At 73.4% G+C, this 26,938-nt stretch carries 25 protein-coding genes; 13 read left to right on the top strand and 12 right to left on the bottom strand.

What is annotated here, in order from left to right; all coding sequences use genetic code 11:
• Window positions 1-94: 94 nt before the first annotated feature.
• Both fgd and AB0B58_RS40620 read right to left on the bottom strand, forming a co-directional pair.
• The gene (gene fgd / locus AB0B58_RS40625) at window positions 95-1,102 is read right to left on the bottom strand and encodes a glucose-6-phosphate dehydrogenase (coenzyme-F420) (RefSeq protein WP_360236135.1); all 1,008 of its coding nucleotides are present in this window, start codon (window positions 1,100-1,102) and stop codon (window positions 95-97) included.
• 22 nt (window positions 1,103-1,124) lie between these two features.
• Window positions 1,125-2,948, bottom strand: a complete 1,824-nt coding sequence (locus AB0B58_RS40620) for a sigma-70 family RNA polymerase sigma factor (protein WP_360236132.1) — start codon at window positions 2,946-2,948, stop codon at window positions 1,125-1,127.
• A 220-nt stretch (window positions 2,949-3,168) separates the two neighbouring features.
• Between AB0B58_RS40620 and AB0B58_RS40615 the strand changes: the two genes are divergently transcribed.
• The 3 genes from AB0B58_RS40615 to AB0B58_RS40605 all read left to right on the top strand — a co-directional run bounded on the left by AB0B58_RS40615 (window position 3,169) and on the right by AB0B58_RS40605 (window position 5,049).
• Window positions 3,169-3,585 (top strand): ATP-binding protein, encoded by a 417-nt coding sequence (locus AB0B58_RS40615; protein WP_360236129.1) that lies wholly within the window; start codon window positions 3,169-3,171, stop codon window positions 3,583-3,585.
• Window positions 3,586-3,697: 112 nt separating this feature from the next.
• Window positions 3,698-4,162, top strand: a complete 465-nt coding sequence (locus AB0B58_RS40610; RefSeq protein ID WP_360236126.1) for a MarR family transcriptional regulator — start codon at window positions 3,698-3,700, stop codon at window positions 4,160-4,162.
• A gap of 14 nt (window positions 4,163-4,176) precedes the next feature.
• Window positions 4,177-5,049 carry an LLM class flavin-dependent oxidoreductase gene (locus AB0B58_RS40605; RefSeq protein ID WP_360236123.1) on the top strand — a complete coding sequence of 291 codons (873 nt, stop codon included), beginning with the start codon at window positions 4,177-4,179 and terminating at the stop codon, window positions 5,047-5,049.
• Window positions 5,050-5,698: 649 nt separating this feature from the next.
• On the opposite strand, the gene AB0B58_RS40600 is transcribed toward AB0B58_RS40605, so the two are convergent.
• The gene (locus AB0B58_RS40600) at window positions 5,699-6,049 is read right to left on the bottom strand and encodes an Lsr2 family protein (protein ID WP_360236120.1); all 351 of its coding nucleotides are present in this window, start codon (window positions 6,047-6,049) and stop codon (window positions 5,699-5,701) included.
• Window positions 6,050-6,282: 233 nt separating this feature from the next.
• Between AB0B58_RS40600 and AB0B58_RS40595 the strand changes: the two genes are divergently transcribed.
• Both AB0B58_RS40595 and AB0B58_RS40590 read left to right on the top strand, forming a co-directional pair.
• A complete protein-coding gene (locus AB0B58_RS40595; protein ID WP_360236117.1) occupies window positions 6,283-6,714 on the top strand; it encodes a hypothetical protein in 432 nt (143 codons plus the stop codon).
• 5 nt (window positions 6,715-6,719) lie between these two features.
• Window positions 6,720-8,039, top strand: a complete 1,320-nt coding sequence (locus tag AB0B58_RS40590) for a D-alanyl-D-alanine carboxypeptidase (protein ID WP_360236144.1) — start codon at window positions 6,720-6,722, stop codon at window positions 8,037-8,039.
• Window positions 8,040-8,057: 18 nt separating this feature from the next.
• On the opposite strand, the gene AB0B58_RS40585 is transcribed toward AB0B58_RS40590, so the two are convergent.
• On the bottom strand, window positions 8,058-8,555 hold the full coding sequence (locus tag AB0B58_RS40585) for a DUF456 domain-containing protein (protein WP_360236114.1): 498 nt from the start codon (window positions 8,553-8,555) through the stop codon (window positions 8,058-8,060).
• A 184-nt stretch (window positions 8,556-8,739) separates the two neighbouring features.
• Between AB0B58_RS40585 and AB0B58_RS40580 the strand changes: the two genes are divergently transcribed.
• Together AB0B58_RS40580 and AB0B58_RS40575 are read left to right on the top strand one after the other, a co-directional pair.
• The gene (locus tag AB0B58_RS40580; protein WP_360236111.1) at window positions 8,740-9,441 is read left to right on the top strand and encodes a PIG-L family deacetylase; all 702 of its coding nucleotides are present in this window, start codon (window positions 8,740-8,742) and stop codon (window positions 9,439-9,441) included.
• Between the two features lie 129 nt (window positions 9,442-9,570).
• Complete coding sequence (locus AB0B58_RS40575; RefSeq protein ID WP_360236108.1) at window positions 9,571-10,488, top strand: FliA/WhiG family RNA polymerase sigma factor; 918 nt, start codon at window positions 9,571-9,573, stop codon at window positions 10,486-10,488.
• A gap of 53 nt (window positions 10,489-10,541) precedes the next feature.
• On the opposite strand, the gene AB0B58_RS40570 is transcribed toward AB0B58_RS40575, so the two are convergent.
• Complete coding sequence (locus AB0B58_RS40570; protein WP_360236141.1) at window positions 10,542-12,881, bottom strand: ATP-binding domain-containing protein; 2,340 nt, start codon at window positions 12,879-12,881, stop codon at window positions 10,542-10,544.
• Between the two features lie 184 nt (window positions 12,882-13,065).
• Between AB0B58_RS40570 and AB0B58_RS40565 the strand changes: the two genes are divergently transcribed.
• Complete coding sequence (locus AB0B58_RS40565) at window positions 13,066-13,584, top strand: hypothetical protein (RefSeq protein ID WP_360236105.1); 519 nt, start codon at window positions 13,066-13,068, stop codon at window positions 13,582-13,584.
• 43 nt (window positions 13,585-13,627) lie between these two features.
• On the opposite strand, the gene AB0B58_RS40560 is transcribed toward AB0B58_RS40565, so the two are convergent.
• Window positions 13,628-14,476, bottom strand: coding sequence for a sigma-70 family RNA polymerase sigma factor (locus AB0B58_RS40560; RefSeq protein WP_360236102.1), 849 nt, complete (start codon window positions 14,474-14,476; stop codon window positions 13,628-13,630).
• 248 nt (window positions 14,477-14,724) lie between these two features.
• On the opposite strand from AB0B58_RS40560, the gene AB0B58_RS40555 reads away from it, so the two are divergent.
• On the top strand, window positions 14,725-16,260 hold the full coding sequence (locus AB0B58_RS40555) for a DEAD/DEAH box helicase (protein ID WP_360236099.1): 1,536 nt from the start codon (window positions 14,725-14,727) through the stop codon (window positions 16,258-16,260).
• Window positions 16,261-16,363: 103 nt separating this feature from the next.
• Here the strand turns inward: AB0B58_RS40555 and AB0B58_RS40550 are convergent, their stop codons facing one another.
• Genes AB0B58_RS40550 through AB0B58_RS40540 form a run of 3 tightly spaced genes read right to left on the bottom strand, consistent with a single transcriptional unit; the run spans window position 16,364 to window position 20,280 of the window.
• Window positions 16,364-16,891, bottom strand: coding sequence for a YceI family protein (locus AB0B58_RS40550; protein WP_360236096.1), 528 nt, complete (start codon window positions 16,889-16,891; stop codon window positions 16,364-16,366).
• Between the two features lie 41 nt (window positions 16,892-16,932).
• Window positions 16,933-19,626: an AAA family ATPase gene (locus tag AB0B58_RS40545; protein ID WP_360236093.1), complete on the bottom strand. Its 2,694-nt coding sequence runs from the start codon at window positions 19,624-19,626 to the stop codon at window positions 16,933-16,935.
• A gap of 9 nt (window positions 19,627-19,635) precedes the next feature.
• The gene (locus tag AB0B58_RS40540; RefSeq protein WP_360236090.1) at window positions 19,636-20,280 is read right to left on the bottom strand and encodes a hypothetical protein; all 645 of its coding nucleotides are present in this window, start codon (window positions 20,278-20,280) and stop codon (window positions 19,636-19,638) included.
• A 17-nt stretch (window positions 20,281-20,297) separates the two neighbouring features.
• Between AB0B58_RS40540 and AB0B58_RS40535 the strand changes: the two genes are divergently transcribed.
• Window positions 20,298-20,480, top strand: a complete 183-nt coding sequence (locus AB0B58_RS40535; RefSeq protein ID WP_360236087.1) for a hypothetical protein — start codon at window positions 20,298-20,300, stop codon at window positions 20,478-20,480.
• A 42-nt stretch (window positions 20,481-20,522) separates the two neighbouring features.
• On the opposite strand, the gene AB0B58_RS40530 is transcribed toward AB0B58_RS40535, so the two are convergent.
• The 3 genes from AB0B58_RS40530 to AB0B58_RS40520 form a co-directional block, all read right to left on the bottom strand.
• Window positions 20,523-21,566 (bottom strand): phosphatase domain-containing protein, encoded by a 1,044-nt coding sequence (locus tag AB0B58_RS40530; protein ID WP_360236084.1) that lies wholly within the window; start codon window positions 21,564-21,566, stop codon window positions 20,523-20,525.
• Window positions 21,567-21,697: 131 nt separating this feature from the next.
• A complete protein-coding gene (locus tag AB0B58_RS40525) occupies window positions 21,698-22,366 on the bottom strand; it encodes a hypothetical protein (protein WP_360236081.1) in 669 nt (222 codons plus the stop codon).
• Between the two features lie 182 nt (window positions 22,367-22,548).
• Window positions 22,549-22,959: a hypothetical protein gene (locus tag AB0B58_RS40520; RefSeq protein ID WP_360236078.1), complete on the bottom strand. Its 411-nt coding sequence runs from the start codon at window positions 22,957-22,959 to the stop codon at window positions 22,549-22,551.
• Window positions 22,960-23,050: 91 nt separating this feature from the next.
• Here AB0B58_RS40520 and AB0B58_RS40515 point away from each other — a divergent pair, with 91 nt between their 5' ends.
• The 3 genes from AB0B58_RS40515 to AB0B58_RS40505 all read left to right on the top strand — a co-directional run bounded on the left by AB0B58_RS40515 (window position 23,051) and on the right by AB0B58_RS40505 (window position 26,923).
• Window positions 23,051-23,890: an NAD-dependent protein deacetylase gene (locus AB0B58_RS40515; protein ID WP_360236075.1), complete on the top strand. Its 840-nt coding sequence runs from the start codon at window positions 23,051-23,053 to the stop codon at window positions 23,888-23,890.
• A gap of 201 nt (window positions 23,891-24,091) precedes the next feature.
• On the top strand, window positions 24,092-25,114 hold the full coding sequence (locus tag AB0B58_RS40510) for a LacI family DNA-binding transcriptional regulator (protein WP_360236072.1): 1,023 nt from the start codon (window positions 24,092-24,094) through the stop codon (window positions 25,112-25,114).
• A gap of 126 nt (window positions 25,115-25,240) precedes the next feature.
• Window positions 25,241-26,923, top strand: coding sequence for an ABC transporter substrate-binding protein (locus tag AB0B58_RS40505; RefSeq protein WP_360236069.1), 1,683 nt, complete (start codon window positions 25,241-25,243; stop codon window positions 26,921-26,923).
• The last annotated feature ends 15 nt before the right edge of the window (window positions 26,924-26,938 follow it).

The following is a 26,938-nucleotide window of genomic DNA, read 5'->3' as shown; positions in this document are numbered from 1 at the left end:
AGGCCGAATACAACACCGGTATTCGACCTTCCACCCCGCTTGCGACGCGAAACCTGGACCTCGGCTCGGCGACGCCGTGATCCGCGAGACACCCCTAGGCGTTCTTGGCCCGGTCCCGCAGCCGGGGCAGGATCTCCTCGCCGTATACGCGCAGGAAGCGGTCCTGGTCCGGGCCCGGCGCGTGGAAGACCAGGTGCTTGAAGCCCATGTCGAGGTACTCGGCCACCTTCGCCGCGTGCTCCTCCGGGTCGGACGAGACGATCCAGCGGGTCACCGTGCGGTCGACCGACAGCGCGTCCGCGCGACGCTGCATCTCGATCGGGTCCTCGACGCCGGTCTTCTCCTCGGGCGAGAGCGCCAGCGCACCCCAGTAGTGGGTGTCGTTGCGCGCCTTCTCCAGGTCCGGGTCGAAGGAGACCTTCACCTCGATCATCAGATCGAGGTCGTCCAGCGGGCGGCCCGCCTTCTCCGCGCCCTCCCGTACGGCCGGGAGCAGCGTCTGCGTGTACAGCTCGTGGCCCTTGCCGCTGGTGGTGATGAAGCCGTCGGCGATGCGCCCGGCGAGCCGCGTCGCGGCGGGGCCGGACGCGCCGATGTAGATCGGCACCGGCTGCTCGGGCTTGTCGTAGATCGTGGCCACCTCGGTGCGGTAGAAGGCGCCTTCGAACGTCACCCGGTCCTCGGTCCAGAGCCGGCGGATGAGGGTGACCGCCTCCTTGAGGCGGGCGAAGCGCTCCTTGCCGTCCGGCCACGTCAGGCCGAGCGGGACCTCGTTGAGCGATTCCCCCGAGCCGACGCCGAGGATGACCCGGCCGGGCGCGAGGCAGCCGAGGGTGGCGAAGGCCTGCGCGACGACGGCGGGGTGGTAGCGGAAGGTCGGGGTGAGCACGCTCGTGCCGAGCAGCACCCGCTCGGTGCCCGCCGCGAGCGCGCCGAGCCATGGCAGTGCGGCGGGCGCGTGCCCGCCGTCGTGCCGCCAAGGCTGGAGGTGGTCGCTGACGAAGACCGAGTCGAAGCCCAGCTGCTCCGCCTGGACGCCGTAGCCGAGCAACTCGCGCGGGGCGAACTGTTCCGCCGATGCCTTGTAGCCGAACCGAATCATGATCCGACCCTATCCTGCGGACCTATCCCGCGGCCCGGTACGCCTTACCCGCCTCGGTCGGCGTCGCGGCGTCGCGGTAAAGACCGAAGTCGATGCTGTCGCCGACGGCGGGCAGGCCGAACCAGGCGTAACGCTCGACGTAGGAGCGTCGCTGCATCCCGGCGGTGGTGCCCTTGATGAACGCCGCCTGCTGCTTGCCCGTCGGGTACTTCGGTGCGCCGGTGAAGTTCGTCAGGCCGTACTCGGTGACCCAGATCGGCAGGTCGTATCTCGCGTGCACGGCGTCGACGTAGCCGAGGAACTGGGCGACCGCGGCGTCGCTGAAGTCGGAGCCGTACCAGTGCAGGGTGATGAAGTCGACGCGCAGGCCCCCGGCCTCGGCGCCCTTCATGAACCGGTCCAGCCAGCCGCCCGCGGTGTCACCGCCGTACGCGACCGCGGGGCTGCCCAGCCGCATGCCGGTGCCCTCCAGCCGCGGCCAGGCGGCGAGGGCGTCCTCGACGCTCAGGTCGGCCTGCCCGGGCATGTCCGGTTCGTTGAAGCCGAGCAGCACCTCGCCCTCCCGCTCCGCCTTGGCCAGGGTCGCGGCGGTGACGTTCGCCCTGCCCCAGATCATCGGGACGAACTCGACGTCCGCGGGCCCGGGCATGGAGTCGTCGTCCGGCGACCAGTTGTAGTACCAGCCCGCGCCGACGTCGCCGAGCGCGCCCTTGATCCCGTCGAACCGCCAGGTGCCGACGCCCTTCTTCGCCGAGTGGCCGGCGGGCGGTACCGGCACCGCGGGCGCCTTGGTCCTCGTCCTCGCCGCCGAGGGCCGGGCCGACGGCGACGCCGGGGCGGCGGTGGGCGCCGGCAGGGACAGCCTCGGCGCGGGTGCCGCGGTCGACACCGCCGCCGCGCCGACGACCGGCTCGTCGCCGCCGGTGAACACGACCGCGGCCGCGCCGGTACCGGCCACCGCGCCGGTCGCCAGCAGGGCGGTCAGCACCCGCCGTCCGACGCCGACGCCGCCCTTGACCGCGGCCAGCGCCTTCCCGGAGACCGCTGGCGCGGCGTGCGCTCCGCCGAGGACGGCCGGTCCGCCGCCGCCGAACGTGTGCGGCAGCGGTACGAGCGCCATGCCGACGAGGAGCTTTTCCGCCGCCACCAGGCCCGACCAGGCCGGCGAGCACTGCCGGCAGTCCCGGGTGTGCCGGGCGATGCGCTTGCGCCAGAGCGCGCCGGGCCGCCCGTCCCAGTCGGCGGTGACCAGGCCCAGCTCTGCGCAGGGCGGCGTCGCCGCCAGCGCCCGGACGACCACCCGGGCCGTCTCCAGCTGGCCCTTCATGCGCTGGATGCGGACCGCGGCGTGCTGCCGGGACACCTCGATCGCCGAGACGATCTCGTCGCGGGTGAGCTCGCCGGACGCCTCCAGCCACCACAGCGAGAGCAACTCGCGGTTGTCCTCGTCCAGCCAGCGGGTCGCCTCGGCGGTCTCGCGACGCTGCCCGGCCAGTTCGAGGCGGGTGATCGCCAGGTCGGTGAAGTCGGCGCCGGGGTCGCGGAGGTCGTCGGGCAGCAGCACGTCCGGCGCCGAGCGGCGGATCCGGTAGCGCTCGCGGACCTGGCGCACCGTGATCGCCACCAGCCAGGACCGGAACGCCTCGGGGTCGCGCAGGTCGCCGAGGTTGCGCAGCACCCGGAGCATGGTGTCCTGCACGACGTCGTCGACGTCGGCGTGCCCGTCCAGGGCCCGGCCGACGATCGTGTACACCAGCGGCAGGTATCCGGCGACGAGGCGGTCGACCGCGGCCGGGTCGCCCGCGCGGGCGGCGACCACCGTCGCCGTGTCCGGTTGAAACGCCATTGGTGTCGTGACCTCTCCGTGGGGCATCGATCATCGCTCGGGTGCGGCGTTTTGCCGAACACGGGAAGGGAGACCGGCCGAACGGCCCGCGATAACAGGAACTTCGGGCGGCCGGTTCCGGATCCACGCGGCGCGTTGCCGGCCACACCCGGGGTTAGCCCGGGGCTGAGCGGGCACAGACAGATGGCGAGAGCCGCACCACGAGCGGGACGGGAGCAGCATGCGCATCTCGGTACGACTGAATCTGCCCCGCGAGGCCGGCAGCGTCCCCACGGTCCGCCGGCTGCTGCGCTGCACGCTGTCGCTGTGCCACGTGCCCCGCCAGGACGGCGACGACCTGGAACTCGCGCTGACCGAGGCCTGCGCCAACGTGGTCGAGCACGCCGCGGGCGCCGACGGGATCGAGGTCAGCCTCGACGTCGCGGCGGACCGCTGCGCGATCGACGTCTCCGACAACGGTGCGGGCTTCGACGCGTCCGCGGTGGCCGGGCCGGACCGCGACAGCGACCGCGGACGGGGCCTGTTCCTGATCAGGGCGCTGAGCGACAACGTCCGGATGCAGTCCACCCCGCGCCGCGGCAGCCTGATCCACTTCGAGAAGTCGTTCGCGCTCGCCGCGAGGCCCGCCTCGCCCTGAGCCCGCGCGGTGAATCCGGGGCGCGACCGCACTGATCCGGACGCTACCGCCGCCGGTCGCCCGGGCAGTCGGTACGGTGACGCTGACAGTTCCCGCAACTCAGAGGACCGGCATGGAGCGCCTCACAGACGTCGCCGCGGCGGTCGAGTCGACGGTCGAGTCACTGCTCGGCGTCCTGGAGAGCGCCCGGCTGGCGCAGTCGCCGGTGGTGCCCCCGGCGCAGTTGCGTGTCCTCACGATCCTCTCCCGTAACCCGGAGACCAACATGAGCCGCCTCGCGGAGGCGCTCGACGTGGTCCCCTCGTCGGCGAGCCGGCTCTGCGACCGCCTCGAGGCGACCGGGCTGCTGCGCCGGGTGCCGGATCCCCGGGACCGCCGGGAGGTCCGGCTGCTGCTCACCCCGGCGGCCCGGCGGCTGCTGGACGAGTTGCGGGACCGCCGCCGCGCGGCCCTCGCCGAGGTGCTGGAGCGGATGAGCCCGGCCCGCCGCGCCGACCTGGTCCTCGCCCTGGAGGCGTTCGACGCGGCCGCCGAACCCGGTGTCGCGGACGGCGTGGAGGGCCTGCGTTCGGCGTGAGGTAGCGTCCTGAAGTGCGCATCGGCATCGTGATCCTCCCCGACCAACGCTGGTCCGTGGCGTCCGGCCGCTGGCGCAGGGCGGAGCAGTACGGCTTCGACCACGCCTGGACCTACGACCATCTGGGCTGGCGTGACCTCGTGGACGGGCCGTGGTTCGACGCGGTGCCGACGCTGACCGCCGCGGCGATGGTGACCGACCGGATCCGGCTGGGCACCTTCGTGGCATCGCCGAACTTCCGGCACCCGGTGCACTTCACCAGGGAGATCACCGCGCTGGACGACATCTCCCGGGGCCGGCTGCTGGTGGGTGTCGGCGCCGGCGGCATCGGCTTCGACGCCGAGGTGCTGGGCCGGCCCGAGCTGACACCCCGCCGCCGGGTCGACCGGTTCGCCGAGTTCCTGACGCTGCTCGACCTCCTGCTGAGCAACGACCGGGTCGACTTCGCCGGCGACTACTACCAGGCGGTCGACGCCCGCAGCACCCCCGGCCCGGCGCAGAGCCCGCGGACGCCCCTGGTGGTCGCGGCGAACGGACCGCGCGCCCTGCGCCTGGCCGCACGGTACGGCGACGGCTGGGTGACCACCGGGGCGCAGGCGCTGGACGACGAGCAGGCCTGGTGGCGCTCGATCGCCGAGGTGAGCGCCGCTTTCACCGAGGCCGAGGCGGAGGCGGGCCGTACGCTCGACCGCTACCTCAACCTCGACTCGTCGCCGGTCCTCTCGCTGAGCAGCCCGGATGCCTTCGCGGACGCGGTGGGCCGGGCGGCGCGGCTGGGCTTCACCGACGTCATCGCGCACTGGCCACGGCCGAGCGGGTGGTATGCCGGCGACGAGAAGGTGCTGGAAATGGTCGCGCCGATGCTGCCGGAACTGCGCACTTCCTGAGCCGCCCGCGCGTCTTGGCCGGAATCCTTGCGGCCCTTTCCCGCCGGGGCGCGGCGCCGGATCGGGCGGAGTGCGCACTTCACCGCCGGCCCGGAATCCCCGGCGGCTCCCGCGCACCGGCACCCGGCGGCGACCCATCCGGCGGGCGTTGCCCGGGTCTTTGGCGGCACCGCCACCCGGCCCGGTCCCGGGCGCCACTGTGCGGCGGCGGCCTTTCGGCCCGGGCCCGGACTTTCCGGACCGGGCCGGCCCAATACGCACGCCCGGTCGTCCCCTTTACGCCACGCTGGGCAATGCTTTACACACGCTGGGCCATCCTTAACGAACGCTGGGCCGGGCTTTAACGCACCACGAGCCGCCTTAACGCTCGCGAAGGCTTTCCCGGCCTTAGGCGGCGGGCCTTTCCGGCACCGGTACCGGCCCTATGCGGGTGCGTCCGCACCTTTGCGGCGCGGCCGGGACGGCCCTTGCCGGGCTCGCGGCGATACCGCGCGGCCGGAGCCGGCTCGCGCCACGCGCGTGTGGCCGGGTGCCGGTGACCCGCGGGCCCGCCGGCGGGCCCGGCGCGGCATTCGGCGCCCTGGTACCCGGATACGACGCATCGACCGCGGGCATTGCCGCGGTCGATGCGATCAGGGTGCGCCGGCGGTCAGCGGCCGTGCGCCGCCCGGTAGGCGCTGCTGACGCTCTGCGGGATCCGTCCGCGCTCGGAGATCTGGTGGCCGTGCTCGGCCGCCCATTCCCGGATCTGCCTGTTCTCGTCGCGGCTGCCGGCCGTGCGGGTCCCACTCGCCGGCCGGGCCGCGCCCCGACCGGAACCACCGCGACCGATACGGGTACCCGCGTTGATGAACGGGTCCAGCGCCTTACGGAGCTTGCCGGCATTGGCCTCGGAAAGGTCGATGGTGTAGCTCGTCCCGTCGAGGCTGAACTCGACCGTCCGGTCGGCCGGCTTTCCGTCGAGGTCGTCGATGAGGGTGGTGATTACCTGCCGCGCCATAACGACTCCTGACGTAATCCGAAGAACCGCGCTCAGTCTCGCCTGTCACGACTCCGCGCGCAACAGTTCTCCGGGATTTCACAGAATATCGGCGACTCGGGGCAATTAGCGCGCGACCTTCACTAATTGCGACCTTGCTATTCCAGGGTGAATCGCCGCCGGACCCGATCCGCGAAGGGCGGCGGCAAAACCCGGGTGGCTGAGTACGCCCGGATGCCGTTAGGGTCGTCGCCATGAACGCCGACGACGACCGTGCCGTCTGGCACGAGCAGCGCCGGCAGGCCGTCGCGGGCCACGCCGCCGCGCTGGAGGCAGGCCGCGCCGCCGAGGCCGAGCAGGCCGGCAGGCTGCTCGCCGACTTCGTGCGGGCGGCCGCCGAGCGTGGCCTGCCGCCCGCCGGCCTCAGCGCCCGCTCGTTCGACGGCCGCGCGACCTACCGGACGCGCCTGCGCGGCTGGTACCTGAAGGCGAACCGTTCGGTCGCCGTCGGCGAGGACGGCCGCTACTACGTCCTTACCGTGCCCTCGTCGCTGCGGGCCTATTTCACGGGCGCCGACGTGTCACCCAGCACGCCGCGGCTGATCGTGGGCGCCGGCGGCGGCGACGGCGAGACCATGCCCCTGGCCGAGCTGCTGCGGCGCCGGCTCGACGCGGAAGCCGGGTGACCGTGATGCGGGGCTGTGCCCCTCCCACGGTCCGGCAGCGCGTCGTGGCGGCACTGACCGCGGCCGTGACCGCGTTCCCGGCGGCCGCCGCCCTCCCGGGCCCGGCCGATGCGGCCCTACCCGGCGCGGCCCAGCCCGCTGCCCAGCCCGGCGTTCGCAGGGTGGAGACCATCCCCTGCCCCCGGCCCAAGGTGAAGCCGCCCAAGGGACGCCCGGCCCGGCCCAGCCCGCCACCGGACGACCCGGTGCTGCGCGCGGTCGGCGGCGACGGCCTCGCCACCGACGGCCTCGTCGTCCCGGCGGGCAGTCCCCGGCCTCCGGCGCTGACCGCCACCAGCTGGCTGGTCGCCGACCTGGACAGCGGCGAGGTGCTCGGCGGGTGCGGCCCGCACGTGTACGGCACCCCGGCCAGCGTGCAGAAGCTGCTGCTGGTGGCGACCGTCCTGGACAAGCTCGACCCGAAGCAGGTCATCACCGTCACGGACGGCGACCTCGACATCGAGGTGAACAGCTCGGCGGTCGGCCTGCTCAAGGGCGGCAGGTACAGCATCGAGACGCTCTGGCTGGGCCTGCTGCTCAACTCCGGCAACGACGCGGCGAACGCGCTGGCCCGCCTCGGCGGCGGTACGGGCGGGCTGCCGGCCACGATCGAGGACATGAACGCCGAGGCGAAGCGGCTGGGTGCGTACCAGACCCATGCGGTGACCCCGTCGGGGCTGGACGGGCCCGGGCAGTTCACCAGCGCCTACGACCTGGCGCTGATCGCCCGCGCCTGCTTCGCCAAACCCGGCTTCCGCAAGTACGCGCTGACCGAGACCGCCCGGATCCCCGCCCAGAAGAAGCTGAAGAAGGGCGGGTTCCAGATCCAGAACGAGAACAAGCTCATCTACAACTACGAGGGCGCCCTGGGCGGCAAGACCGGCTTCACCACCCTGGCCCGGCACAGCTATGTCGGCGGCGCCGAGCGCAACGGCCGCCGCCTGGTCGCGACCGTGCTGGGCGCCGAGGCCGCACCGCTGCGCGGCTGGCAGCAGGGCGCCGCGCTGCTGGACTGGGGCTTCGCGCTGCCCGAGGACGCCTCGGTCGGCAAGCTCGTCGCGCCCGACGGCGCCGGCGCGCCGGGCACGGCCGCCGACGAGAGCGCCGCACCTGTCGCACCGGCGCAGGGCCGGCCGGCCGCCGCGGCCGCCCGGGCGGCGACGGACCCCGGCCTGTCGCTCGGCATGGCCGCGGTGATCGCGGTGGTGCTCGCCGCCACCCCGCTGCTGCTCCTGCTCACCCAGCGCCGGCGCCGTCGGGTGCGGCGGCGTCCGCTTTCGCGCTGATACGGGTGTGATGTCCCCCTAGGCCGCGACGAGGCCGAAGACCCAGATCACCGCGATGCCGAGCGCCGCGGCGAACTCCACCAGCAGGGACAGGCCCACCGCGGCCAGGGCCTGCCGGCTCGACGGCCAGGCTCGGCCCGGGCCGAGCCGCGCCCGCTCGGCCAGCCAGAGGCCCAGGACGAAGCCGAGCACCAGGCCCACCACCGGCACCACGAAGAAGCCGACGACTCCGAGCACGCCACCGGCGAGGATCGAGGACGTGGGCACGCCGGTGCTCTTCAGGCGGCGGCCCGGCCACAGGTACTTCACCACCGTGCCGCCGACGGCGATGGCCGTGGCCAGCCCCAGCACCACCCAGCGGCCGCTGCCGACCTCGCCGAGGATCGCCCAGAGCAGCACCGCCAGCCAGCACAGCAGCAGGCCCGGCAGCACCGGGATCACCACTCCGAGGATCCCGGCGAGCATGGCCACCCCGGCGATCACGGTGACGACGGTGCCGGTATCGGTCAGATCCATACCGACCAGCCTGCCGCAGCCGCGCCACAACCCTCAAGCCGCGCACCCACCGGCCGATGGGACTCAGCGTCGCCGAACCCCCTCGGCGGCGCTGAGTCGCCCCGGAGGCCGACATGCGCCGAGCATTCGCCCCGCGGACCGACCGCAGCGAGGGCCGGGAGGGCATCCCCAAGGAGGGCGCGGCATGACACGCAGCGTGCTGGCCGTCGGCACCCACCCCGGCGACATAGAGTTCGGCTGCGCCGGCACCCTGGCCGCACACCGGGCCGCCGGCGACTCCGTCACGATGCTGGTGCTCACCTGCGACGGGCCGGACACCGAACGCAGCAGGCAGGCGGAGGCCGCCGCACGGGCCCTGGACTGCCTCCTCGTCTGGGGACCGCAGGCCGCCGAGCGCCGCTCCGGGGACCGCCGGGCGCTCAGCCGCGGCCCGGGCGACCGCCGCATCCACCGCCCGCGCCCCGACCAGCCCTGGGGATCCGGCCCGGTCACCCCCGACGGCATGACCGTCGCCGCCATCGAGAACGTGCTCACCGGCGTGGACGCCGACGTGATCTACGTGCACGCGCCCGACGACGCCGACACCGAGCACCGGGCCGCCGCCGTGGCCACGCTCGCCGCCGCCCGGCACAGCGGCCGAATCCTGCACTACGCCGTCGATTCGACCCTGAGCTTCGCCCCGGCGCTGTTCGTCGACATCTCGCCGTACCTGGGACGCAAGCTGGCCGCGCTCGCCGTGGCGCCGCACCCGGTCGACCCCGAGCTGCCGACCGGCACGGCCCGGCACTTCGGCGCACAGGCCCGGGTCCGTTACGCGGAGGCGTTCGCGCCGGCCCGCTTCGTGTGGGACCTGGCGACGGCCGACATCGCCGCGAGGGCGACTTGAGCGAATGAGACGAAGCAACCAGGCGGCAACGCTGCGCCACCGGGCCATGCACCCGTAGTCACCCAAAGTTCCCCTTGTCAGCCGGTGGGCCACCAGCCGCGGGCCACCGACAACACACGGGGGATTCACATGACCAGCACCATGACGACCGCTGCCGACAACACTGCCGACAACGCGACCGCGGTGCCGGCTCTCTCCGCCGCCGAGCAGGAGGAGCTGATCCGCACCCACATGCCGCTGGTCGGCCACCTGGTGCGCGACATGCTCTCCCGCATCCCCAACCACATCCACCGCGACGACCTCACCAGTGCCGGACTGCACGCGCTGGTGACCGCGGCGCGCGGCTGGGACCCGACCCGCGGCATCCCGTTCCACCGCTTCGCGACGACCCGCATCCGCGGCGCGATCCTCGACGAGCTCCGCTCGCTGGACTGGGCGACCCGCTCGGTGCGCACCAAGGCCCGGATGACTGACACCACCCGGCAGAACCTGACGACCACCCTGGGCCGCACGCCGACGAACGAGGAGCTGGCGCAGGCGCTCGGCACCACCACGACGGACCTGCACCAGACCGACAACGACGTGCAGCGCGCGACCGTGCTCTCGCTGCAGGGCTTCACCACCAGCAGCGCGGACGACCTGGTCACCGAGCGCACCCCCGGCCCGGAGGACATGCTGCTGCGCCGCGAGCAGATCGGCTACCTGCACCACGCCATCGCGTCGCTGCCGGAGCGCCTGCAGACCGTCGTCACCGAGTACTTCCTCAGGGAGCGGCCGATGGCGGACATCGCCGCCGACCTGGGCGTGACCGAGAGCCGGATCAGCCAGCTGCGCGCCGAGGCGCTGTCGCTGCTCAAGGACGGCCTCAACACGCACCTCGACCCCGACCTGGCGCCGGACCCGGCCAACCCGGAGAGCATCGTCGCGCGCCGCCGCGCCACCTACTACGCGACGATCGCCGGCAACACCAACCTGCACTCGCGGCTGGCGCTGACCAACGTGCAGGGCCTGTCGCCGCTGGCCGTCCAGAACCCGGCGGCCGCCTGAGCTACGCACGACAGAAGGGGCCGGCGCGATCGCGCCGGCCCCTTCTTCGCCGTTCAGGCCAGGGCGTTCAGGACCTTCGGCAGGTCGGCGGTGTGCAGCACGCCGACGGCGAGGGTCGAACGGGTCACCGCGACGTAGAGGTCGCTCAGGCCGCGCGGGCTCTCAGCGATGATCTGGTCCGGCTCGACCACGATCACGCTGTCGAACTCCAGGCCCTTCGCCTGCCGCACCGTCATCAGCACGATGTGGTTGAGCAGGTCGGGCTGCTCGCCGACCGCCGCCTCCGGGATCGCCGCCGTCAGCTCGCGGCCGAGGGCGTCCTCGATCGCCGCCGGCACCAGGACGCCCACGCGGCCGCCCGCCACCGCGGCGGCCTCCCGGCGTACCGCGGCGATCAGGTCCGTGGCCAGCTCGGCGGGCCGCACGCGGGCCGCCCACGGCTCGACGCCGGCCGTCCGCACCGACCGCGGCGGCCGCAGCGACGGGTCGACCGCGGCGAGGACGTCCGCGGCCACCGCCATCACCTCTGCCGGGGTGCGGTAGTTCACGGTCAGCTCGGCCAGCCGCCAGCGCTGCGCGACGTACGGCTCGAAGACCTGCTCCCAGGTCGTCGTCCCGGCCAGCTCGCCGGTCTGCGCCACGTCACCGACCACGGTCATCGACCGGCTCGGGCAGCGGCGCATGAGCAGCCGCCAGGCCATCGGCGACAGCTCCTGCGCCTCGTCCACGATCACGTGGCCGAAGACCCAGTTGCGGTCCGCGGCCGCACGCTCCGCCGCGGTCCGGGTGTCGATCACCTCGTGGCGCTCGACGAAGGCGCTCGCGTCCACGACGTCGATCGCGGAGAGCACCTCCTCCTCCTCGTCCTCGAAGTCCAGCGAGCGGGAACCCTCGACGATCTCGAGCACGCCCTCGGCGTACTCGATCGCCTGCTCGCGCTCGCGGGCCACGGCCCGGGCCCGCAGGGTGTCGTCGACCCCGAGCAGCTCGGCGAGCTCGTCGAGCAGCGGCACGTCGGCCGGCGTCCAGCCGGCCCGGCGCCCGCGCAGCAGCAGCCCGCGCTCGTCGTCGGTGAGCGCGGGCGCGGCCGACGCCAGCCGGTCGGCGTCGCTGAGCAGATCGCGCAGCACCTGCCGCGGGGTGAGCACCGGCCACAGGTCGAAGAGCGCGGCCTGCACGTCGGTGTCCTCGCGCAGCTCGCGGCGGGTCTCGGCGAGGTCGGCCTCCTCGAGCAGGTTGTCGCCGCCGAGCGGATCGGCACCGATGCGCTCGGCGATCTGCAGCGACAGGGTGTGTATGACCGCGGTCACGAAGATCGACCGGGCCAGGTTGTGCGGGCGCCCCGAACGCCGGGCCTCGGCGCGCGCGTCCTCGCAGACCGCCCGCTCGATGCGCAGCGGGAAGCCGTCGTGGTCGATCTCGACGTGGTCGTCCGGCACGGTCTGCCGGTCGGCGACCGCGGCGGCGAGCACCTCCAGCATGTCCGTGCGGCCCTTGAGGGCGGCCGCGGCCGGCGCCTCGGCGGCCCGGGCGGTCACCCCCGGGAACATGTCGCCGAGGGTGGCGAGCAACACACCGGTCTCGGCGAGCGAGGGCAGCACCTGGGAGATGTAGCGCAGGAACGTCGCGTTCGGCCCGAGGATGAGCACGCCCTGCTTGGTCAGCTGGGCGCGGTGCGTGTAGAGCAGGTACGCGGCGCGGTGCAGCGCAACGGCGGTCTTGCCGGTGCCGGGCCCGCCCTGCACCACGAGCACGCCCGGCAGCCCGGCGCGGATCACCTCGTCCTGCTCGGTCTGGATCGTCTCGACGATGTCGCGCATGCGCCCGGTGCGGTGGGCGGTGAGCGCGGAGAGCAGCGCGGCCTCGCCGGTGACGTCCTCCCGGCCACCGGCCGCGCCGGCCGCCAGGTCCAGCACCTCGTCGTCGATGCCGGTCAGCTCGCGGCCCCGGGTACGCAGGTGACGCCGGCGGGTCACCCCCTCGGGTGACACGGCGGTGGCGAGATAGAACGCCCGGGCCGCGGGGGCCCGCCAGTCGACGAGCAGCGGATCCCGCCCGCGGTCCTCGGCGAAAAGCCCGATCCGGCCGATGTAGCGCGGATTGTCGGCGGCGAAGTCGAGCCGGCCGAAACACAGACCATTCTCGACCGCATTCATCTGGGCGAGTTGTTCGGCCCAGTGGCTGCGGGTCGCCTCCCGCTGGGAGCGGCCCTGCGGCGTGCCGCCCGCCTCGAGCAGGATCGCCCGCAACCGCTCGTCGGCCTGCTCACGCAGCAGGTCGAGGCGGTCGTAGAGCGTCGCGAGGTAGGCCTTTTCAGACTCGATGTCGTCGTTCCGCAGTGTTTCCGTACTGCCGGCGGAGCTTGACAAAGCTACTCCCTGTTGTGGTAGCATTCCGAGGTCAGCCACCCTTTGAGGGTGGCTTTTTTGATTCCATGGAAACGCTCAGAATAGCTGATGTCTATGTCGGGCGGCGACACGGCCACGAGGGTTACGGCCCGTGCGGGCAAGTGTAAGGAATCCGTCACCGCAGGCCTTCGCCCGTTACGCCGGGCGGCCCATCGACATTAAGCGGTGCATGAACCACAGCCACCCGTTCCGACGCTTCGGCGCGCTGGCGCTCATCGCCGTCGCCGCTATCACCCTCACGTCCGCCTGCTCCGACGACAAGGCCGACGCCCCCGCCGGCAACGCCGCCGCGGCCGCACCCGGCGGCCCCGAGCCCAAGAACATCGAAGGCGCCAAGGCCGCCGCGCAGACCGTGTTCGACCGCTTCAGCGGCGGCGACTTCGCCGGCGCCTGGGAGCTCTACACCGCGGCCGGCAAGAAGGCCATCAGCAAGGACGACTACGTCAAGCTGAACACCGCCTGCTCCCGCAAGGGTCTGGCGATCCAGCTCACCAGCGCCCGCATGGAGGGCGCCGACCGCGCGGTCGTGATCGCGAAGCAGCTCGTCGCGGCGCAGTCGTACACCATGGTCTACGAGGTCGACGCCTGGAAGCTCGAGCCCGCCAAGGAGGGCCTCGACCTCTACTCGAAGGGCGCCGACAAGGCGATCGCGGCCCAGAAGAAGGCCGGCACCTGCGCCAACGCGTAACCCCGCAAGTTCGGTTTAGGAGGCCGGTCCATCGTGGCCGGCCTCAGGCCGCTACCGGCAGCCCGTCGACGCCGGTGACCGCGAGCCGGTCCCGCAGGGTGCCGTGCGTGGCGATCTCGTCGAAGTAGGCCGACCGGCGGCGGGCGACACAGCCCTCCTTGGCCGGGCTCTCGGCCGCGAGGGCCGGGTCCAGATGGGTGTTGAGGCCGTCCTTGAGCAGCGCCAGCGCCTCGGCGCGCAGCTGCGACACCCGCGACTCGGTCACGCCGAGCTCGACGGCGATCTGCGCCATCGGGCGCTCGTCGAAGAAGTACCCGGTGATGACCGCGCGCAGCCGCTCCGGCAGCACCTCGACGGCGTGCCGCAGGTAGCCCAGCCGCTCCCGGCGGATCAGAATCTCCTCCGGACCGGCGCTCGGCTCGGTGACCATGTCGTCCGCGCCGGCCGTGGCGAAGCCCTGGAGGCTGAACACGACCGCGCGCTGCACGTCGTCGTCGGCCGACTCGACGTCCTCCACCGAACAGCCCAGGCGGGCGGCCACCTCGGTGGCCGACGGCATTCGGCCCAGCTCGGCGGTCAGCTCCTGGCGGGCGCTGTCGGTACGCCGGGCCCGCTGCCGCACCGACCGGCTCGCCCAGTCCAGGCCGCGCAGCTCGTCGAGCAGGGCACCGCGTACCCGCGCGGCGGCGAACCGGGCGAACGGAACGCCACGCCCGTCGTCGAATCCACGGGCGGCCGCCACCAGCGCGGCGTAACCCGCGGAGAGCAGGTCGTCGCGGTTCACATGGGCCGGGACCCGGGCAAGCATCTCCCGTACGAGGTGGCCGACGAGGGGCATGTGCGCCCGTACGACATCCTCGCGACGACGGTCGAAGGCAAGCTCTCCGCTCATGGGGGTCACTCCTCGCAGTACCTGGCCGGCGGGGGGAGTCCGGCACTGAGGAGAAAGGTGGCCGCCCACAGGTGCACGACAGGTCACACACGGGTGCAGCGAGGTTGCAGCGGATCACCGCGTACACTTGATCTCGCGGCCCGCCCAGTTCTGCCTCGGGCCGCCTTTGGATCGACCACCACGCGCCGCGACCGTGTAGGTCTGCGCCGGGCAGGACGACCCCTTCAAACTTCGGAGTTCACACCTACATGGCCTCGTTCACCGACCTCGGCGTGCCCACCAAGCTCGCCGCGGCCCTTGCCGCCCGCGGCATCAGCTCCCCCTTCCCGATCCAGGCCGCCACGCTGCCCGACTCGCTCGCCGGCCGCGACGTGCTCGGCCGCGGCCGCACCGGCTCCGGCAAGACGTACGCCTTCGTGCTGCCCGTCCTCGCCCGGCTCGCCGCCAGCAACGCCCCGCGGCGCCCGATGCGGCCCCGCGCGCTGATCCTGGCGCCGACCCGCGAGCTCGCTACCCAGATCGAGGCGACCCTCGCACCGCTCGCCGAGGTCCTCGGCCTGCGCACCCTCACCGTCTTCGGCGGCGTCGGCGCGAACCCGCAGATCCGCGGCCTCAAGGCGGGGGTCGACGTGCTCGTCGCCTGCCCCGGCCGGCTCGCCGACCACCTGCAGCAGGGCTACGCGAGCCTCGACTCCGTCGAGATCACCGTGCTGGACGAGGCCGACCACATGGCCGACCTCGGCTTCCTGCCGGTGGTACGCCGGCTGATGGACGCGACGCCCCGCGAGGGCCAGCGCATGCTCTTCTCCGCGACGCTGGACGGCGGCGTGGACGTGCTGGTCAAGCGCTTCATGCACAAGCCGGTCACGCACCACGTGGACTCGGCGGCCGAGGCGCCGATCGAGATGTCCCACCACGTGCTGCACGTGCGCCACGACGACCGCTTCCCGGTGCTCGTCGACCTGGTGGCGGCGCCGGGCCGCACGGTCATCTTCACCCGCACCAAGCGCCGGGCGAAGACGCTCACGCGTCAGCTGGTCCAGGCGGGCGTGCCCGCGGTGGAGCTGCACGGCAACCTGGCGCAGAACGCGCGCAACCGCAACCTGTCGGCGTTCTCGGACGGCAGCGCGCAGACGCTGGTGGCCACGGACATCGCGGCCCGCGGCATCCACGTCGACGACATCGCGCTGGTCATCCACGCCGACCCGCCGGTGGAGCACAAGGCCTACCTGCACCGCTCGGGCCGTACGGCACGGGCCGGCGCGCAGGGCACGGTCATCACGCTGATGACCGACGACCAGCAGAGCGACGTGCGCGACCTGACCCGCAAGGCGGGCATCAAGCCCACCACGACCAAGGCCCGCCCGGGCGACGCCCTGCTCGCGCAGCTGGCGCCGGGCGAGCGCACGTTCAGCGCGCCGGTCTCCCCGGTGGCCGAGCCGGAGTCCGAGTCCACCGGCGGCGGTGGCGGCGGCGGTCGTTCGCGGCGCCCGCGCGGAGCGGCCCACCCGGCGGGCACCCGGACCGCGGGTGCCACCCGCGGCGCGGGCGGCACACGCACCGGTGGCGCCGCACGCGGGAGCGGCGAGCAGCCCGCCCGGTCCGGTGGCCGCGGCCAGGGCGGCGGCGGCCGGTCGCAGGGCGGTCACGCGCAGGCCGGCCACTCGCAGGGCGGGTCCTCCCGGGGACGCCGCGGCGGGACCGGATCGACCGCGGTGCACACCAGCCAGTCGCCGAGCGGCGGCGCGGCCGCCTTCTCGGCACGCAGCCGGGCGGCCCGCTAGCAAGTCATCGCCGGATCCCCGGGGATCCGGCAGTAGCAGAGCCCGCCACGGTCCCGGCCGCGGCGGGCTCTGCGCTGTCATGCCGGATGCGCGCCCTCAAGGATCACCCGGCGCCGCTGGGGACCACACAGCACTCCACGGTCACCCGGACCTGCCGGGCGATGATCCCGCGACCCGCGGTCACGCCCGCCGCCACCCGGTCAACCAGCGCGGTCGCCCGGAACCGGTAGCCGTCGCCGGCCGGCGCGGCGTCCACGACGTCGAGGACCATCGGGGCGGAGCCGCCACGGACGCCGAGCACGCCGGTCAGCCGCCAGCCGCCGGCCGTACGGGCCAGGCCGGTGCTGCGGAACCCGATCACCGGGTAGGTGTCCGCGGCCAGGAAGCGCCGGCCGCGGACATCGGAGTCCCGCCGCTTGTCGTCGGTGGTGAAGCTGGCCGAGTCCAGCTCGGCGGAGGCCGTGGACTGCTCCGGTCTCTCGGCCACGACCAGCGTGCCCGCGCGGACCGTGAAGGTGCCGTCGACCGGTTTGAGGCCGAAGACGTGCGTCGCCGTGAACCGGACGGTCGAGCGGCGAGGATCGATGCGGTAGGTGCCGGGCCGGACGTCGGTTTCCAGGTCAGGTGTCATGCCTTCAAGCCTCGCCGCCCCGGCGGCGCGGGCACTCAGTGCTACCGCTGAGAAACGGTACGTACCCACGACGCCACCTGGGTCCGGTTGCTCAGCCCGAGCTTCGCCAGCAGGTTGCGGACGTGGGTCTCCACCGTGCGCTCGGAGAGCACCAGCTTCGCCGCGATGGCCCGGTTGGCGAGGCCCTCGGCGACCAGCTGGGCGATCTCGCGCTCGCGGGCGGTCAGCGCGGCCGCTCCGGCGCGTACCCCCGCCGCCTCCTCGGCCAGGGCCCGCGCCGCCGCCGCGACGCCCGGCATGCCCAGCCGGCGGGCGTCGCGCGCGGCCGCCGCCGCGAGGTCCCGGGCCTGGTGGCGGTCGCCCGGCGCGGCCCGCGCGATCAACGCGCGCGCCAGGCCAAGCCGGGCGTGCGCGAGGAACGGCGGCGAACCCGCGTCCATCGTCACCGCGGTGCGCAGATGGCCGACCGCCGTGTCGTGCTCGCCCAGCGCCGACGCGATGGTGCCGAGCGACCGGGCCGTCGCGCCGTAGCAGCTCGTCGTGTTGTTGAGATAGGTGTGCTCGTAGCGGACCGCGCGGTCGTAGCAGTCGCGGGCCGCGTCGAGGTCGCCGAGCCGGGCCGCCACCTCCCCCGCGGTGATGAGCACGTAGGAGCGGCGGGCATCGGCCGGCAGGTCCGCGAGCACCGGCCGCAGGCTCTGCCAGCACAGCTCGACCGTCTCGTCGGCGCCGGCGTCCATCGCCGTCCGGGCCAGCTGGGCCGCCGCGACCGGCAGCGACAGCGCGGCCGGGATCAGCTCCGCGATGGCGGCCAGGTACCGCCCGGAGTCCCCGGTGTGCAGCACCAGCCCGCCCGCGAACGCGTGGTAGAGCGGGACCGCGGTGCCATCCTGCATCCGGACGGCGACCTCCCGGGCCTCCAGCGCCAGCTCATCGGCCTCGGCGAACCGGCCCGCCAGCACCGCCCGCGCGGCCCGCGCCCGCAGCAGATGCCAGCGGGCGAGGGGCCAGCCGAGCCGGTCGGCGAGCGTGCCGAGCCGGACGGTCTCCTGCTCGGCCGCGGCGTTGTCGCCCCGCATCAGGTAGGCGTCGATGCGCCAGATGCGGCCCCACAGCTCGGCGTCCGGGCGGCCGAGCGAACAGCTGCGGTCGGCGAGCTCGAGCACCAGGCCGGGCTGCTCGAACGGGTCGATGACCTGATGCCGGGCGTGCACCGCGGCGGCCAGGTCGTCGGGGCGCCCGGACTCCTCGGCCAGCGCCATCGCCTCGGCACCGATCTGTTCCGCCCGCGTCGCGTCGCCGCTCTCCGCGAGCAGGAAGGCGAACTGGGCGAGGACCCGGGGGTGCCGTCCGGCCAGCGCCAGGGCCCGCTCGCAGAGCAGCAGCAACGCCGGGGCCACCGGACCGGCGACACCGCGCACGACCAGCGCCGCCTCGACCGCGAGATCCGGCCGCCCGGCGCGTTCGGCGACGTCGAGCAGCGCCGCGCAGTCGGCGATCGCCACGTCGAGGCGGCCGTCGGCGTACGCCGCCGTCGCCCGGGCGAGGCGATCGACCGGCTCGTCGGCCAGGTCGACGGCGTGGCCGAACCAGCGGACCACCTCCCCGAGGTCGAGGGCCGCGGCCGCCGCCGCCCGGCAGGCCTCGACGCCCGCCTGGCGCGACCGGGCGTCGACGGCGCAGCGGACCCGGTGCCGGGCCACATCGGCCGGGGCGGCGCCGGCGGCCGTCAGCGCGTCGGCCAGGCCGCCGTGCCAGGCGATCCGCTCCGCGCGGGCGAGATCGTCGTAGCGGGCCTGGCGGACCAGTTCGTGCGCGAAGCGCAGCAGCGCCGGCCGCCACGGGTCCTCGATCAGCACGCCTGCGTCGAGGGCCTCGGCGAGCAGGTCGTCCACGGCCGCCGGATCTCTGGCCGCCGCCCGCAGCACGGCCACGTCGATCTCGGCGCCCAGGGCCGCGGCACCGCCGAGCAGCTCGCGGCAGGCCGGTCCGAGCTGCGCGGTGCGCCGGCCGACCAGGCGCCGCAGCTCCGTGGGCACCCCGACGCCGCCGGCCGGGCGCCGCAGCCGGTCCGCACGCTCCAGCTGCCGGGTCAATTCCCTTACGTAGAGTGGGTTTCCGCCGCTGAGCCGGTGCATCGCGGCCGGCCAGGAGCCGTGCACGCCGGGCCCGGCCTCCTGCGTCAGGTAGGCGCCGACGGCGGCCGGCTCCCACGGCTCCAGCCGCAGCACCTCCGCGCCGGGCAGGTCATCGAGCGGGAACGGCGGCCGCGCCGTGCCGATCACCAGCAGCCGGGTGCGGGGCAGCTCGCGGCAGAGCAGGCGCAGCAGCGCTAGGGACGGCGCATCGGCCCAGTGCAGGTCCTCGAGCACCAGCACGAGGTGGCCGGCCTCGCGCAGGGCGCGCACGGTCCGTTGTGCCACCCGGAAACGGACCGCCGCCGGGGATTCCCCCTCGGCGGCGGACGCGGTCAGCAGGTCCGGGGAGAGTCCCGGCGCGTCCTCCAGCAGCCGCAGCCACGGCCAGTAAGCGGGCGCGCCCTCGTCGGGCACCGCCCGGCCGGTGACCACCGTGGCATCGGCCGCGGCGGCCCGGGCCACCGCCTCCTCGACCAGCGCGGTCTTGCCGATCCCGGCCTCGCCGACGAGCAGCGCGGCGGCGCCCTTCCCGGCGGCCGCGGCGGCGCGCAGCCGGTCGAGGGCGACCACCTCGGGTACCCGGCCCACCAGTCCCACGGGACAACCCTATGGCGTGCGCACCGCGATCTCCGCGCCGAGCCGGTAGCCGTTGCACAGCTCCAGGTCGTCGCCGCTCCAGAACCGGCCGGGGTCGTACCAGCTGGGCTGCTTGCCGGGTGCCAGCAGCCCCATGTCCTCGTAGGTCACCGCGACGACCTCGGCGCAGTACGCGGTCTCGAGGTCCGCGTCGTCGGTGCGCTTCTCCTGCCACGGCAGGCGGAGCTGCGGCACCCGGCCGCGCGCCCACCGCCAGGCGAGCTGCGCGCTGGAGGGGAACGGCGTGCCGTCGAGCCGGGCGACCGTCTTGAGCGCCCGGTCCTCCATCTGTGGGGTGACCGGCTGCTCCAGCTGGCGCAGCCAGCCGCGCTGGCCGTACCGGTGCGCCCAGACGGTGACCGCGTCGCGCAGGTCGTGCAGCTGCACGCCGCGCTGGAACGTCCCCGACCAGAGGTCCGGCAGCGATTTGCCCAGCTCGGCGTGCCACATGAGCGGCGGCATGTCCTCGATCACGAGCGACATGCCGACATGGTTGACGGGGCTGTTGGTCATGGCCTGGATAGCACGGTCGGGGCCGGAGCGGCCCCGGAATATCCAGATGTCACCCGTACGCGTCAGATCGATGGCCTCGTCGAGGCTGATGTCGGCGACCACTTGTCTATCCTCAGCAGATGCGTTGGTGGAAGGTAGCGGGATTGGCCGGGCTGGCAGGGGTCGCCGCCACGGGTGTTGTGCTGGCTCGTTCGGAGCGCCGGCGCCGGGCGTACACGCCGGAGGAGATCCGCGAGCGGTTGCACGCGCGGCTCACCGAGGCGGCGAACGGGACGTCGCCGTCCCCGGCCGGTGAGGACTGAGCCCACCCGCGGCGGAAAACCCAGGCGAGTTCGTCCTGACACCTACACGACATCGGTGTCCCGCAGCAGCGACCAGAGACCTGCGCCGTCCGGTGCGGCGAACCAGGTCTTGCCGCCGGAGCCGACCGCCTCCGGGTCGCCTGTCGGCCCGGGGATCGCGCCGGCCAGCACCGCCTGCGTCGGCGAGAGCCGGCGGATGGCGACCGCTGCGACGTTCTCCGGGTGCGCGTGCGCGAACTCGGAGTAGATCTCCTGGTCGTGCTGCCCGTCGTCGCCGATCAGCAGCCACTTGATGTCGGGGAACTCGGCGGCGAGCCGGCGCAGGGTGTTGCGCTTGTGCTCCTGCCCGCTGCGGAACCACCGGTCCGGGGTCGGTCCCCAGTCGGTGAGCAGCAGCGGACCGGCCGGATAGAGGTGCCGGGAGAGGAAGCGGGTCAGCGTCGGCGCCACGTTCCAGGCGCCCGTGGAGAGGTAGAAGACGGGTGCGCCCGGATTCGCCGTCACCAGGCGCTCGTAGAGCACCGCCATGCCCGGCACGGCCGCGCGGGCGTGTTCGTCGAGCACGAAGGTGTTCCACGCCGCGAGCAGCGGACGTGGCAGCGCGGTCACCATCACGGTGTCATCGATATCGGACAATACCCCGAACTTGACGGCCGGGTCGACCACGCGGATCGGCGCCTCGACGGGCTCGGCGCCCTCGGTGCTGATCCGCACGCGCGCCCAGCCGGGCTCGAGGTCGCCCTTGATCCGGGTGTCGATGTAGCCGCTGCGGTCGGTCCGGGTCTCGTGTATCCGGTCGCCGATCCGGAGCCGCACGGGCGCGTTGTTCACCGGGGACGTGGTGAAGCTGCGCCAGCCGCGCGTCTTCTCCGGGCGGCGCCTGACCGCACCCACGCGCCGGGTCAGCACGACGCGGCCCATGACACGGGCCCAGCCCGGCGCCCCGTACCCCGTGTAGGCGGTGATCACGGGCTGCCAGCCGCGTTGGCGCAGCCGTCGCTCGATCACCTCGTGCACGGCGTCCTCGATGCGCGCGGCCCGGTGCAGGCGCACGGCGGGCGGTCGACCCGCCGGGGTCAATGACACTCAAAGCCTCCTGCCATCCCTCATGAGCGACCCTGTGACGGTACCTGGCCTGCCGGTGTTACGCGGCGCAACGGGGTGCGCGGGCGGCTCACGGGTGACCCGGATCCACTCAGGACCGTGTCCGAAACCGTTCAGTGCACCGCGAGCCGGGCCTTCGCGGGTCGCACCGGCGTCCACCGCTGCGGGTGCCGCACGTCACGCCCGGCGCGGGCCTGCACGGCGAGCGCCTCGGTCCGCAGACTGCGCACGGTGGCCGCGGCCCGCTCGGCGTCCTGCCAGGCCCGCCGCTCCCGGCCGGTCGCGGCCTGGTAGGCGGCGAACCGGTGCTCCCGCACCGCCGCACGCAGGGCGGCCTCCTGAGCGACCGGATGGCGGCGCGGATTCCACCCGCCGCGGTGCGCTAGCACCTCGTTGAGCTGTGCGATGGACAGCTCCCGGCGGCGGCAGGCGGCGGTCGCCCGGCGGTGCAGGTTGCGCTCCCGGTCGGCGAGCTCCGCGCGGGTGCGGCGCTGACGCAGGATCGGGAAGGCGGCCGCGGTGACGGACTTGCGGGCGTCGCGGTCGGCGGCGTCGAATGCCGCCCAGGCCGCGTCGACCTCGTCCTGTGCGCACACCCAGTCGGCACGGCGGCGGCGGGCGATGGCGGCGGCCTGCTCGGCGGCGAGCGCGACCTGGTCGGCGTAGAGTTCCTCGACCGGCCAGCCGGCGGGGCGGGCGGCGCGGCGGGGCGCGGCGAGGACCGCCGTCGCGGCGGCGAGGGCGAGCAGCAGGACCAACCAGACGGTTGCGGTGGTTTCCACAATGAACACCGGCCTCTCTCGGGGTATCAGCTGTGGGTGGCGGTCGGCAGCGGCGACTCCGGCCGCGGCCGACCGCCGGTTTCCTTGCACCCGCGGCGGCGATGGGTGCCCGAAGCCACGGTGCGGCGTCCCGGCGGAGTCGGGCACGCGGCGGCGTCACGGGACGCGGGGTGGTGACCGGCTCAGACGCGCGGTGGCGCGCGCTCGCCGTTGGCGCCCCGCACGGCCGCGCCCGCGGGAATGCCGGCCTCGACGCAGATCCGCGTGCCGGGCCGCGCCACGTCGACGGGCAGCGCCGCGACGGGCTCGGCCGGCGCCGCCGCGCTCCCCTGGCCGGCCGGCCTGAGCGCGGCCGCGGCCGCGCTCTCGACCTCGACGCGACCGGCCAGATCGCGCTCCACCGGCAGCTCCGGCGCGGCCGGGGTGTCGACCGTGGTGATGATCGCGGCCGGGGGCTCGGCGGGCTCGACCGCCGGGGCGGCGGCCAGGGCCGGGGCGGCGAAGGACAGCGCGATCAGGGCCAGGCCGGTAAGAAACTGCAGCAGGCGGCGCCCGTCCCAGTGACGGGGCAGCAGGCGCGCGACGGCAGTCACCCGATCAACTTACCGTTCTCGGCCCGTCCGTGCACAGATAGGCGTGACTGCGCTCTTCGTCCCACTCCGGCGGGTGAGGGACCATGGGTGGGTGACACGGATCGAGCAGCTGACCGAGTGGGTCGGCGACGGCGGCGTGGTCGTGCTCAGCGGGGCCGGCCTCTCCACCGAATCGGGCATCCCCGACTACCGCGGCCCGACCGGCGCGGCCCGGCGCAGCACCGCGCCGATGACCTACCAGGCGTTCACCCGGGACCCGGCCGCCCGGCGGCGCTACTGGGCGCGCAGCCACCTCGGCTGGCGCACGATCGGCGAGGCGCGGCCGAACGGCGGCCACCGTGCCGTCGCGCGGTTGCAGGCGCTGGCCCGCGTCGACGGCATCATCACGCAGAACGTGGACGGGTTGCATCAGGCCGGCGGCGCGCACGGCGTCGTCGAGCTGCACGGCAACCTGGCCCGGATCGTCTGCCTCGGTTGCGGCGCGCTGACCGCCCGCGCGGAGCACTCGGCCCGGCTGGACGCCGCGAACCCGGGCTTCGCGGCGGCGGTGACCCGGGTCAACCCGGACGGCGACGTGGACATCGACGAGGCCGCCCTGGACGGCTTCGCGGTGGTCGACTGCGCCTCGTGCGGTGGCATGCTCAAGCCCGACGTCGTCTACTTCGGCGAGACGGTGCCGGCCGCGCGCGTGAGCCGCGGCTTCGACCTGGTCGCGGGTGCGCGGACCCTGCTCGTGCTCGGCTCCTCCCTGACGGTCATGTCCGGGCGGCGGTTCGTGGTGCGGGCGGCCCGGGACGGCATCCGGGTCGTGATCGTCAACCAGGGCGTCACCCGCGGCGCGCAGTACGCGGACCTGACGGTGGACGCCGCGCTGGGCGAGGTCCTGCCCGAGCTGGTCGGCCGGGTCGAGAGCGCCGCGATACCGAGCTGATTGGGGCGGATTCCTCCGGTAAAGCTGCCGCTTCTCCGGCCCGGAGACATCGATACACCCCTTCGATATCGTCTCGAAACCTAAATAAAGCTTCCGACTCGTTGACGTGACCCGGCTCACCGGAGTTTACTGCCCGGAACCGCTCCCGAAACCGGTTCCGAAACCGCGGTTCAATGATCCGGTAACAAAGTCGGAGGACACGTGCCAATCACCATCGCCGATGTGGCGGCCCGGGCGAAGGTCAGCAAGACCACCGTGTCCCGGGTGCTGAACGGCAAGGGTGAGCTGGACGAGTCGACCGCCGCCCGGGTCCGCAAGGTGATCGAGGAACTGGGCTACGTGCCCAGTTCGCGCGCGGTCGGCCTGGCCCGCGGCCGGACCCGCGTGGTCGGCATGCTGGTGCCCTCGCTGACCTGGCCCTGGATCGGCGAGGTACTGCAGGGCGCGGTCGACGTGCTCGAGACCGAGCGCTACGGCCTGCTGCTGTTCACCTGCAACCGCGGCGAGGAGTCGATGCGCCAGTTCGGCGCCCAGGTCTCCGCCAAGAGCTTCGACGGCCTGCTGGTGATCGAGCCCGAGGGCACCCTCGACTTCATCGCCACCCTGCACGCCCGCGGGCTGCCCGTGGTGCTCATCGACGACCGCGACGTGCAGCCGGTGCAGATCCCGAGCGTCGGCACCACCAACCACACCGGCGCCGGCGCCGCCGCCCGGCACCTGCTGGAGATCGGCCGGCTCAACCCGATCGTCATCACGGGGCCGGAGCGCTTCGGCTGCACCGCGCAGCGCCTCGACGGTTTCGCCGCCGTGTACGCCGAGGCCGGCCACCCGATCACCCCGGAGCGCGTGCTGCCCGGCGACTTCACCATCGCCTGCGGCTTCGAGGGCGTGCAGGCCGCCATCGAGGCCGGCCTCGAGTTCGACGCGATCTTCGCGCACAACGACCTCTCCGCCACCGGCGCCATGCAGGCCGTGCTCGACAGTGGACGGCGCATCCCGCAGGACGTCGCGGTGGTGGGCTTCGACGACATCCCGATGGCGGCACACACCCAGCCGCCGCTCACCACCGTGCACCAACCGTTGCGCGAGATGGGCGAGGCCGCGGCACGCACGCTGCTCGCACACTTCGAGGGCTCACCCCTGCCCAACCGCCCGACCGTCATTCCCGCCACCTTCACCGTCCGCGGCTCCACCGGCGCGGGCCCCTACGCCGAACCCTCGTAGTCCGAAGTTCGCAGATCCCGATAGAAACCCGCACCTTCCGGCCGGCGCTCCGGCGTCCGGCGCACTTCGCCCTGCCTCGGGGCACCCCTCTCACCCCAAATCCGTAACACCTGAGGAGAACTAGAGATGCAGAGAAGGAAACTGTTCGCGGTCGCCCTCGCGGGCGTGCTCGCCTCGGGCGGGCTCGCCGCCTGCAGCGAATCGCCGAACGCGGGCAACAAGAACGCTTCCGGTGGTGCCACGTTCCTGACCGTCGGCATGCCCAACGGTCCGCAGACGGAGAACCACAACCCCTTCCTCACCACCTCGGCGGGCGCCTCCCTCGGCTACCGCTGGATGATCTACGAGCCCCTGATGATGTGGAACCCGGTCAAGCCGGCGGACGCGTCGCGGCCTTGGCTGGCCACCGGCGCCGAGTGGTCGCCGGACTTCAAGAAGGTCACCATCACGGTCCGCGACAACGCGACCTGGTCGGACGGCCAGAAGGTCACCGGGGACGACGTCGCGTACACGTTCAACCTGATCAAGTCGAACGAGGCGCTGAACCAGGCCGCCACGCCGTACGGCGAGATCACCGCGAGCGGTAACACGGTGACGGTCACGTTCACCAGCTCGATGTTCGTCTACAAGGACAAGTGGCTCGGCCAGACCCCGATCGTGCCGAAGCACGTATGGTCGGCCATCAAGGACCCCACCACCGACGCCAACAAGACGCCGGTCGGCTCGGGCCCGTACACGCTGAAGTCCTTCACGCCGCAGACCACCACGCTCTCGGTGCGCACCGAGGGCTACTGGCAGGACCTGCCGCAGGTCAAGGAGCTGCGCTACACGTCGTACACCGACAACAACGCGCAGACCACCGCCCTGTCGGACGGTTCGAACGAGTGGAGCTTCGTCTTCATCCCGAACTACAAGACGGTCTTCATCGACAAGGACCCGGCGCACTACAAGGTCTGGGCGCCGCCGGTCCTCGGCATCCACGGCCTCTACATCAACACCACCAAGAAGCCGTTCGACAACCCGGCCCTGCGCAAGGCGATGAACATGGTCGTCAACCGCGAGGACATCTTCAACCAGGCCGAGGCCGGCTACTTCCACCCGCTGATCACCAGCGTGACCGGCCTGCCGTCGCCGGCCGGTGACGCGTACGTCGCGCCGGAGTACAAGGGCCAGAACCAGTCCGTGGACGTCGACGGCGCCAAGAAGGTCCTCACCGAGGCCGGCTTCAAGCTCAACGGCACCACGCTGACCGACCCGAGCGGCAAGCCCGTCAAGCTGACCCTGACCGACCCGAGCGGCTGGTCCGACTACCAGACCTCGCTCGAGATCGTGAAGGACAACCTCGCCCAGATCGGCATCGCCGCCACCGTCGACAAGGCGAACCAGGACGCCTGGTTCCGCAACGTCGAGGAGGGCAAGTTCGACGCCACCTTCCGCTGGACCAACGGCGGCTCGACGCCGTACGACATCTACCAGACGGTGATGGACGGCAAGCTGCTCAAGCCGGTCGGCACGGCGTCTCCGGGCGGCAACTTCGGCCGCTTCAACAGCCCCGAGGCGACCGCGGCGCTGGCGGCGTACGCGAACGCCTCCGACGACGCCGCCCGCACCACCGCGCTCAACACGATCCAGAAGATCTTCGTGGAGCAGACCCCGATGATCCCGGTCGGCGCGGACAACATCGGCATGGCGTACAGCACGAAGAACTGGGTCGGCTGGCCCGACGACACCAACCCCTACAGCGCCGGCCAGCCCACGCAGGCCAACGCCCTGGACGTCGTCCTGCACCTCAAGTCCGCCACCTCCTGATCCGCACCGCCGTGC

The sequence above is a fragment of the Actinoplanes sp. NPDC049118 genome, assembly GCF_040648555.1.
Taxonomy (GTDB): Bacteria; Actinomycetota; Actinomycetes; order Mycobacteriales; family Micromonosporaceae; genus Actinoplanes.
This window is presented reverse-complemented; position numbering and strand designations above follow the sequence as displayed.

Coding starts and splice junctions, on each gene's coding strand:
- AB0B58_RS40565 (WP_360236105.1), top strand. CDS start 13,066: ATGAACCACAGCCACCCGTTCCGACGCTTCGGCGCGCTGGCGCTCATC.
- AB0B58_RS40580 (WP_360236111.1), top strand. CDS start 8,740: ATGACACGCAGCGTGCTGGCCGTCGGCACCCACCCCGGCGACATAGAG.
- AB0B58_RS40610 (WP_360236126.1), top strand. CDS start 3,698: ATGGAGCGCCTCACAGACGTCGCCGCGGCGGTCGAGTCGACGGTCGAG.
- AB0B58_RS40595 (WP_360236117.1), top strand. CDS start 6,283: ATGAACGCCGACGACGACCGTGCCGTCTGGCACGAGCAGCGCCGGCAG.
- AB0B58_RS40550 (WP_360236096.1), bottom strand. CDS start 16,891: ATGACACCTGACCTGGAAACCGACGTCCGGCCCGGCACCTACCGCATC.
- AB0B58_RS40560 (WP_360236102.1), bottom strand. CDS start 14,476: ATGAGCGGAGAGCTTGCCTTCGACCGTCGTCGCGAGGATGTCGTACGG.
- AB0B58_RS40505 (WP_360236069.1), top strand. CDS start 25,241: ATGCAGAGAAGGAAACTGTTCGCGGTCGCCCTCGCGGGCGTGCTCGCC.
- AB0B58_RS40620 (WP_360236132.1), bottom strand. CDS start 2,948: ATGGCGTTTCAACCGGACACGGCGACGGTGGTCGCCGCCCGCGCGGGC.
- AB0B58_RS40600 (WP_360236120.1), bottom strand. CDS start 6,049: ATGGCGCGGCAGGTAATCACCACCCTCATCGACGACCTCGACGGAAAG.
- AB0B58_RS40615 (WP_360236129.1), top strand. CDS start 3,169: ATGCGCATCTCGGTACGACTGAATCTGCCCCGCGAGGCCGGCAGCGTC.
- AB0B58_RS40590 (WP_360236144.1), top strand. CDS start 6,720: ATGCGGGGCTGTGCCCCTCCCACGGTCCGGCAGCGCGTCGTGGCGGCA.
- AB0B58_RS40585 (WP_360236114.1), bottom strand. CDS start 8,555: ATGGATCTGACCGATACCGGCACCGTCGTCACCGTGATCGCCGGGGTG.
- AB0B58_RS40535 (WP_360236087.1), top strand. CDS start 20,298: ATGCGTTGGTGGAAGGTAGCGGGATTGGCCGGGCTGGCAGGGGTCGCC.
- AB0B58_RS40555 (WP_360236099.1), top strand. CDS start 14,725: ATGGCCTCGTTCACCGACCTCGGCGTGCCCACCAAGCTCGCCGCGGCC.
- AB0B58_RS40570 (WP_360236141.1), bottom strand. CDS start 12,881: ATGCTACCACAACAGGGAGTAGCTTTGTCAAGCTCCGCCGGCAGTACG.
- AB0B58_RS40575 (WP_360236108.1), top strand. CDS start 9,571: ATGACCAGCACCATGACGACCGCTGCCGACAACACTGCCGACAACGCG.
- fgd (WP_360236135.1), bottom strand. CDS start 1,102: ATGATTCGGTTCGGCTACAAGGCATCGGCGGAACAGTTCGCCCCGCGC.